Annotated in this window: 8 protein-coding genes; 4 read left to right on the forward strand and 4 right to left on the reverse strand. The window is 61.9% G+C overall.

Features of this window, described 5'->3' with window-relative positions; translation table 11 throughout:
- Positions 1-328 precede the first annotated feature (328 nt).
- Complete coding sequence (parC, locus tag EOD15_RS22895; RefSeq protein WP_127408842.1) at positions 329-2,581, reverse strand: DNA topoisomerase IV subunit A; 2,253 nt, start codon at positions 2,579-2,581, stop codon at positions 329-331.
- Here parC and EOD15_RS22900 point away from each other — a divergent pair.
- Together EOD15_RS22900 and EOD15_RS22905 are read left to right on the forward strand one after the other, a co-directional pair.
- The gene (locus EOD15_RS22900; RefSeq protein WP_127258120.1) at positions 2,537-2,806 is read left to right on the forward strand and encodes a hypothetical protein; all 270 of its coding nucleotides are present in this window, start codon (positions 2,537-2,539) and stop codon (positions 2,804-2,806) included. The two genes, parC and EOD15_RS22900, sit on opposite strands and share 45 nt — an antisense overlap.
- Positions 2,807-2,909: 103 nt before the next feature.
- Positions 2,910-4,100 (forward strand): hypothetical protein, encoded by a 1,191-nt coding sequence (locus EOD15_RS22905; RefSeq protein ID WP_127322510.1) that lies wholly within the window; start codon positions 2,910-2,912, stop codon positions 4,098-4,100.
- Positions 4,101-4,332: 232 nt separating this feature from the next.
- Here the strand turns inward: EOD15_RS22905 and aspS are convergent, their stop codons facing one another.
- Together aspS and EOD15_RS22915 are read right to left on the reverse strand one after the other, a co-directional pair.
- The gene (gene aspS / locus EOD15_RS22910) at positions 4,333-6,120 is read right to left on the reverse strand and encodes an aspartate--tRNA ligase (RefSeq protein WP_164781698.1); all 1,788 of its coding nucleotides are present in this window, start codon (positions 6,118-6,120) and stop codon (positions 4,333-4,335) included.
- A gap of 214 nt (positions 6,121-6,334) precedes the next feature.
- A complete protein-coding gene (locus EOD15_RS22915) occupies positions 6,335-6,811 on the reverse strand; it encodes a MarR family winged helix-turn-helix transcriptional regulator (RefSeq protein WP_127271416.1) in 477 nt (158 codons plus the stop codon).
- A gap of 95 nt (positions 6,812-6,906) precedes the next feature.
- Here EOD15_RS22915 and EOD15_RS22920 point away from each other — a divergent pair, with 95 nt between their 5' ends.
- Both EOD15_RS22920 and EOD15_RS22925 read left to right on the forward strand, forming a co-directional pair.
- On the forward strand, positions 6,907-7,275 hold the full coding sequence (locus EOD15_RS22920) for an antibiotic biosynthesis monooxygenase family protein (RefSeq protein ID WP_127322927.1): 369 nt from the start codon (positions 6,907-6,909) through the stop codon (positions 7,273-7,275).
- A gap of 27 nt (positions 7,276-7,302) precedes the next feature.
- Positions 7,303-7,773: a hypothetical protein gene (locus EOD15_RS22925; protein WP_127322928.1), complete on the forward strand. Its 471-nt coding sequence runs from the start codon at positions 7,303-7,305 to the stop codon at positions 7,771-7,773.
- Here EOD15_RS22925 and EOD15_RS22930 read toward each other — a convergent pair.
- A partial coding sequence (locus EOD15_RS22930) for a LysR substrate-binding domain-containing protein (RefSeq protein WP_127408843.1) occupies positions 7,768-8,413 on the reverse strand: 646 nt, incomplete at its 5' end. The two genes, EOD15_RS22925 and EOD15_RS22930, sit on opposite strands and share 6 nt — an antisense overlap.

The following is an 8,413-nucleotide window of genomic DNA, read 5'->3' on the forward strand; positions in this document are numbered from 1 at the left end:
CGGCGGGATGACGGCGGACCTGAGCGGCGTCGACAGGCCGAACAGGCGTTGCTGCCGTTCCGGTTTCTGGATTTTTGCTTCCTTCAAACGCCTGGCTCTCCCAAACACCCCTCCTGTTTATGCATTGATATAGTGCAGCAATCGTGACGATAGTCCAAATCATTGGGGATCTCCCCCCTCGAGGGGGAGATGGCCGGCAGGCCAGAGGGGGTCGCCGCGCGTGAAGCGCTAGCATTCTCTGTTCGCAAAGCAGGAGGTCGCGTCCAGTCGTGCCGACCCCCTCTGTCGCCTTTGGCGACATCTCCCCCTCGAGGGGAGATTGCCAGCGCTACCCAAATTTCCCCGTCCTCGGGAATCCCTTCGGCACCATCCGTCCGGCCGACGCACGGGCACCGATCCACTCGGCCAGTTCCTCGCGCGACCTTGTGAAGGTGCGGTCGGCCGAATCCTGCCAGGAGAGGCCGGTCTCCAGCGTGAACGGCTTGAGATCGAGAAGGCCGCCATCCTTGTATTTCTGCAGCCGCACGCCCTTGCCGCGGCCCATCTCCGGAATCTCGGCGAGCGCGAACACCAGCATCTTGCGATTCTCGCCGACGATGGCGAGATGGTCGCCGGTGACCGGGATGCAGCGCTTGGCTTCGTCCGGCGCCTTGACGTTCATCACCTGCTTGCCCTTGCGGGTGTTGGCGACGACTTCCTCTTCCGGCACGATGAAACCGTTGGCGTCGTGCGAGGCCAGCAGCAGCTTGCGCTTCGGATCGTGAACGAAGGCGGTGACGATGTCCTGGTCATTGTCCATATCGACGATGATGCGGATCGGCTCGCCATGGCCACGCCCGCCAGGCAGCCGGTCGGCGCCGATGGTGTAGAATTTGCCGCCGGTGGTGAAGACCAGAACTTTGTCGGTGGTCTGGGCATGGAAGGCGAGCTTGAGGCTGTCGCCCTCCTTGAAGGTCAGCGTCGAGAGATCGGCCAGATGCCCCTTCATCGCCCGCAGCCAGCCCTTTTCCGACACGACGACCGTGACCGGCTCGCGCTCGATCATGGCGTGTGCGATGTCGGTCAGATCATGCTCGGGCGCGTCGGCGAACTGGGTGCGGCGCTTGCCGAGTTCGGTCTCCGGACCGAACTTGTCGCGGATGTTGGTGACTTCCCATTTGATCGTCGCCCACTGCTTCTCGTTTGAAGCAAGCAGTGCCTCGATCTGCTTCTTCTCCGCGCTCAGGCCATCGAATTCCTTGCGGATCTCGAATTCTTCAAGCTTGCGCAAAGCGCGCAGCCGCATGTTGAGGATGGCTTCGGCCTGGGTGTCGGTGAGCGACCAGCGGGCCATCATCACCTGCTTTGGCTCATCCTCCTCGCGGATGATCCTGATCACCTCGTCGATGTTGAGGTAGGCGATCAAATAGCCGGCAAGTATCTCCAGCCGTCTTTCGATCTCGCCAAGCCGATGTTTCGAGCGGCGGATCAAGACCTCGCGGCGGTGCTCGAGCCATTCCTGCAGCACGCCCTTCAGCGACAGCACGTTGGGCACCTTGCCGCGCGACAGCACATTCATGTTGAGCGGGAAGCGGCTTTCGAGTTCGGTCAGCTTGAACAGCGATTCCATCAGAATGCCGGGATCGACCGAACGGCTCTTCGGCACCAGCACGACGCGGACGTCCTCGGCGCTTTCGTCCCTGATGTCCTCGAGCAGCGGCAGCTTGCGCGCCATCAGCAGTTCGGCGATCTTCTCGATCAGCCGCGCCTTCTGCACGCCGTAGGGGATTTCGGTGACGACGATGCTCCAGGTGCCCCTGCCCTGGTCCTCCTGGAACCACTTCGAGCGCACGCGAAAGCCACCGCGGCCGGTTTGATAGGCTTCGAGGATCGAGGCGCGGCTGTCGACGATGATGCCGCCGGTCGGGAAATCCGGCCCCTGGACAAACTCCATCAGCTTCGCCACCGGCGCGTCCCGGTTTTCGATCAGGTGAAGTGCGGCATCGCAAAGCTCGGCGGCGTTGTGGGGCGGGATCGATGTCGCCATGCCCACCGCGATGCCGGACGAGCCGTTGGCCAGCAGATTCGGAAAGGCGCCGGGCAAAACCACCGGCTCCTCGTCTTCTTCATTGTAGGTCGGCCGATAATCGACGGCATCCTCGGTGATGCCGGACAACAGTTCGGTCGCCACATCGGTCATGCGCGCTTCGGTGTAGCGCATGGCGGCGGCGTTATCGCCGTCGATGTTGCCGAAATTGCCCTGCCCGTCGACCAGGGGATAGCGCATCGAAAAATCCTGCGCCAACCGCACCAGCGCGTCATAGATCGACTGGTCGCCATGCGGGTGGAACTTGCCCATCACCTCGCCGACGATGCGGGCGCATTTGGCAAAGCCCTGGTCGGGGTTAAGCCGCAGCAGACGCATGGCGTGCATGATGCGGCGATGGACCGGCTTCAGTCCGTCGCGCACATCGGGCAGTGCCCGGTGCATGATGGTCGACAGCGCATAAGCCAGATAGCGCTCTTCCAGCGCCTTCTTCAGATCGACCGGTTCGATATGATCGCCACCGCCATTTTCAGGCGGCAAAAGCCTTTTTCCCATGGGCTCGGACTAGCCGAGCGGGTGATTCGCGGCAAGAGCCCGACAGAGATACCGGCCCTTCTGCAACACGAAACCGCACCCCGGGGGATGTCGGCCAACATCAGCCTGTTACATGCGGGTTCTATGGCCAAGCGCGACGATATCCGGCTATCGGCTCTTCATGACAAATTCACCGGTTTGCGCAAAGACGGTGGGATCGGGTTTGCCTTTCATCGCGATTTTTGACCAATGTGCCGGGACACGCCTTTTTCCGGTCCAGTTCGTCACGGAATGGTGATGGCGCAAATAATTGAAAAAACAATTTCAGGACACTCTCAGGGACCTTGCGATGACAATCAAACGCTCAACTCTTAGGAAATTGGCCCTTTCGACCTTCTTGCTCACGCTGCCGCTGAATGCGGCCCTCGCACAGGATACGGCAGTGGCCGACCGGCTGAAGGCCGCGCTTGTCGCACAAGGTGTCGACATCACCTGGACCGGCGTGACCGGCGACAACACCAGCATGGTGCTGCAGGGCGTTGCCATCAAACCGGCGGCGGAGAAGGAAGCGCTTCCCATCGGCGACGTCAAACTCGAAGGTGTGACCGAGGCAAATGGCGGCTATGACATCGCCACCGTATCGACGGCTGCCTTCACACACAGCAAGGACGGCGTCACCCTCGACCTCAGCCCCTTCGTCATCCATGACATGACAGTTCCGGCCGACGGCGCCACCGGCCCGCTCGGCTCGCTGATGATGTACAAGTCAGCCGAACTCTCGAACATGACCGTCAAGGTCGCCGACAAGACCGCCTTCTCGATGGATGGACTTGCCATCGAGATCACGCCGCCGGCGGACGGCAAGGCGATGGAATTCACCGCCACCACGGAGAAATTCAACGCCGACCTGACGCTGGTGGACGATCCGAAGTCCAAGGAAGTCATCAACGCGCTCGGCTACCAGAACATCGCGGGCAATCTCGAAATGGCCGGCACCTGGCAGCCCACGGACGGCAAGATGGAACTGTCGAAATACGAGATCTCGGTCGAGAATGCCGGCACGCTCGGCATGACCTTCAATCTCGGCGGCTACACGCTGGACTTTATCAAGTCGCTGCAGGAAATGCAGAAGAAGATGGCTGCACAGCCCGAAGGCGCCGACAATTCGGCGCAAGGCATGGCCATGCTCGGCCTGTTGCAGCAGCTTTCGTTCAACAGCGCCTCGATCCGCTTCGACGACGATTCGCTGACCAACAAGGTTTTGGACTATGTCGGCAAGCAGCAAGGCATGTCCGGCAAGGACATCGCCAACCAGGCCAAGGCGATCGTGCCGTTCGGCATGGCGCAGCTCAACAATCCGGAACTGACGGCGCAGGTTACGGCCGCGGTCAGCAAATTCCTCGATGATCCGAAGAGCCTCGAAATCTCGGCCGAGCCGCCGGCATCCGTGCCGTTCGCACTGATCATGGCGGGCGCCATGTCCAACCCGCTCGACCTACCGAAGACGCTCGGCGTCACCGTCAAGGCCAACGAAGACTGATCGAAGCAGTTCCCTTCTCCCCGTCACTATACGGGGAGAAGGTGCCGGCAGGCGGATGAGGGGCAGCGCCGACGCCTACAAATTGCAATTCATGCCGAACCGATTGCCTGTCAGAAGGCGTCAGCTGCAACGGCCGTTCGCCAATCGCCCGCATCCGCGCTGCCCCTCATTGTCCTGCCGGACATTTCTCCCCGTATAGAGACGGGGAGAAAGGGCAGTTGCAACGCCGCCGTCAGTCCTTCTTGGGCACGGCAACGCGCAGCGCCAGGTCGCGAAGCTGCTGCGGGCTCGCTTCCGACGGTGCGTTCATCAACAGATCGTAGGCCTGCTGGTTCATCGGGAACATGGTGATCTCACGCAGGTTCTTGGCGCCGAGCAGCAGCATGACGACGCGGTCGACACCGGCGGCCATGCCGCCATGCGGCGGCGCGCCATACTGGAAGGCGCGGTAGAGGCCGCCGAAGCGCTCCTCGACCGTGGCGCGATCCAGCCCGACCGTCTCGAATGCCTTGACCATGGTTTCGGGCAGATGGTTGCGGATACCGCCGCTGGCGATCTCGAACCCGTTGCAGACCATGTCGTACTGGAACGCCTTGATGCCGAGCAGGTCCTCGCCATTCAGCGCATCGATGCCACCTTGCGGCATCGAGAACGGGTTGTGGGCGAAGTCGATCTTCTTCTCTTCCTCGTTCCACTCGAAGAACGGGAAGTCGACGATCCAGCACAGTTCGAAACGCTCGCGGTCGACAAGGTTCAGCTCCTCGCCGGCACGGGTGCGCGCAGCCCCCGCGAAGGAGACGAACTTCTTCGGATCCCCGGCGACAAAAAAGGCCGCATCGCCGTCGGCAAGGCCGAGTTGAAGGCGGATCGCCTCTGTGCGCTCCTCGCCGATGTTCTTGGCGAGTGGGCCGGCGCCTTCGAGCTTGTCACCCTCCTTGCGCCAGAAGATATAACCCAGCCCCGGCTGGCCCTCGCCCTGCGCCCAGGAATTCATGCGGTCGCAGAAGGCGCGGCTGCCGCCGGTCTTTGCCGGAATGCCCCACACCTCGGCCTTCGGATCGTTGGCCAGGATGTTGGCGAACACCTTGAAGCCGGAATCGCGAAAATGGTCGGAAACGGCCTGCATTTCGATCGGGTTGCGCAGGTCCGGCTTGTCGGAACCGTATTTGCGCATGGCCACATCATAGGGGATGCGCTGGAAATTCTGCGTCACCGGCTTGCCGTTGGCGAAGGTCTCGAAGACCCCGCGCATGACAGGTTCCATGGTCGAAAGCACGTCGTCCTGCTCGACGAAGCTCATTTCAAGGTCGAGCTGGTAGAACTCACCAGGGAGACGATCGGCGCGCGGGTCCTCGTCGCGGAAGCAGGGCGCGATCTGGAAGTAGCGGTCGAAGCCCGACACCATGATCAGCTGCTTGTACTGCTGCGGCGCCTGCGGCAGCGCGTAGAAGGTGCCGGGATGGATGCGCGACGGCACCAGGAAGTCGCGCGCGCCCTCGGGCGACGACGCGGTGAGGATCGGCGTCGAGAATTCGGTGAAGCCGACCTCGCCCATGCGCTTGCGCATTTCCGCGATGATTTTCGTACGCGCAATGATGTTCTTGTGCAGCGTCTCGCGGCGCAGGTCGAGGAAGCGGTATTTCAGCCTGATATCCTCGGGATAGTCCGGCTCGCCGAACACCGGCAGCGGCAATTCCTTGGCCGCCGACAGCACCTCGATTTCGCGGGCGAAGATTTCGATCTCGCCGGTCGGCAAATTGGCGTTGGTGGTGTCGGGCAAGCGCGCCTTGACCTCGCCGTCGACGCGGATGACCCACTCGCCGCGCACGGTCTCGGCTACCTTAAAGGCGGGAGAATCCGGATCAGCGACGATCTGGGTCAGGCCATAATTGTCGCGCAGGTCGATGAAGAGCAGGCCGCCATGATCGCGCACGCGATGCACCCAGCCCGACAGGCGAACGGTCGAGCCGACGTCGCTCTTCCTCAACTGGGCACAGGTATGGCTGCGGTAACGGTGCATTGTCATTGGTAAAGTCCGGGGTGCTCTAGTTGCCGGCCAAGGCATCACGGCCCGGCCCTGAAAATTTGCGCGAAAAGCGCATGGGAGGCCGGATTTGTCAAGGCAAGCGGACTTCCGTGTCCATGGTGTTCGCCGCCCGGTAGCCGCAGCGAGGCAGCGCGAGGATCAGCGCGGCGCTCAGCCTGTGAAGGAAACCGCCACAGGGCCACAACCGTCAGGCTTGCTCTTCAGCTTCATCGTTGCCTTCCAGTTTTTTCCGCAGCGCCGTCATGACCCTGTGCGTGGTGTTGATGTCCTCGACCAGCAGGCCATCCGCGAGGTTTTCGATCCAGGGCGCCTGCAAATGCATCGCGGCATCGAAAGTCTGTCTTCCCTTGTCAGTCAAAACGACAAGCTGCGCACGCTGATGATGCGGGTTGGCCTCGAAGGCGACGAGCCCTTCCCTATGCAGGTCGTTGACGATCCGTTGGACATTCTGGCGGCTGGCTCCCAGATCGCGCGCCAGCCACGCGACCGGCTGAGGGCGTTCGGCGGTCACGACAGCGCCGAGAACCTGCCAGCGGGCGCTCGTCAAACCGAGGTCGGCGACCAGCCTGTCACCCGATGTGAGCATTCGGCTGTTGAGCCTGAACAGGTCGAGAATGAGATCGGTCAAGGCATTGCCGGCAGGTGTTCGCTTGGCATCAGGCATATGACATCCTATATTGCTATTGACATTATGTTGTCAAATAGATATGTAATCAAGGTAACAGATTGGCACCATAACACCAATTAACGGAGCTTATCATGTCGCTCATGCGCCCACTGAACCCCGCTTTCCCGATCGACCGCCAGATCGCGATCGATGCTACCTCCGTCGTGCTGGTCAACGTCTTCACGCTCGACAAGGCCGACGAGCAGACCTTCCTCCATGCATGGCAGGATGATGCGGTCTTCATGAAGCAGCAGCCCGGCTTCATCTCGACCCAGCTTCACCGCGCAATCGGCGCAAGTCCGGCCTATTTCAATTATGCCATATGGGAAACGATGGCTGACTTCCGGGCCGCGTTCTCGCATCCCGAGTTCAGGGCGAAGCTCTCGGCCTATCCGTCCTCGGCCGTCGCCTCTCCGCATCTGTTCCAAGAGGTGGCGGTGCCGGGCATCTGCCTGGCGTAGACGGGTTGCAAGAACGGTGGGAAAGCCATGATCAAGGTCATTCATCCAGTCGCCGGTACGGTCGCGATGCTGACGATCGCAAGCCTCTGGCTGTCGACGGTCCTCAGTGAGATGTTTGCCTCCCAGGTGGCGATAGCCGCCGTCAAGATGGCCATACCGTGGAGCTTCCTGTTGCTCGTTCCAGCGCTGGCGGCGGCGGGAGGTTCGGGCTTTGCGGCGGCCAAGGGCCGGCAGGCCGGGCTGATCGGCGCGAAGATCAAGCGCATGCCATGGATAGCCGCCAATGGTCTCCTGGTTCTCATCCCCTCCGCACTCTTCCTCGCATCCAAGGCGAGAGCCAGCGAGTTCGACACCAGCTTCTACGCCGTGCAGGCGCTCGAATTGGCCGCCGGCGCGACGAACATCACGCTACTCGGCCTCAACATGCGCGACGGGTTCAAAATGAAGGGCCGGCTCCGCTGTCGGCCCGCTCGGCCCGTCAAAGCATCACCTCTATGACCCAAGCGCCGACAGCCGGAGGCGATGGGCAAGGTGATCGACGACCAGTAAAGCGTTGGCGGAAGAGGTCTCCGCCCGGTGAAGACGAATCTCCGCCCCGGGCAGCGGCGGCACATGGCGGCCTGGATGGACGCCGCGCAGGCCAGGCGCAAGCATGCTGCCTTTGACCACCGTGACCGCCAGGCCCTGTTCAACAATTGCCTCCGTGGCTGAGAGGCTCGGGCTGACATAGGCCAATCGCCATGGCCGGCCTGCCTTGTTGAGCGCCTCAATTGCCCAGGAACGAAACAGGCAATCGGGGCTCGACAGCGCGACGGGCAGCGGATCGAGTTCCTCGACGGCTCGCGTCGCCGCCGCTGCCCAAATCGCCCTTTCGCGGCATATCAAATCTCCCTCGGTCGTACCTTCCGGGTGCATGGCGATGACGGCGTCGAACGAGGACCCAAGCCGTTTCAGGAGCCGGGCGGTGAGACCAATCTCCATTTCGACCTGCACCAACGGAAATCGCTCGGCGATGCCCGAAAGGAGGCGCGGCAGGATCTTGGTGCCATAATCTTCCATGACCCCGATGCGAACCTGTCCGCCCACCTGCTGACCGGAAACACGCGCAATCGCCTGCTCATTGAGAGCAAGTACTGTC

The sequence above is a fragment of the Mesorhizobium sp. M7A.T.Ca.US.000.02.2.1 genome (assembly GCF_003996995.1).
Classification (GTDB): domain Bacteria; phylum Pseudomonadota; class Alphaproteobacteria; order Rhizobiales; family Rhizobiaceae; genus Mesorhizobium.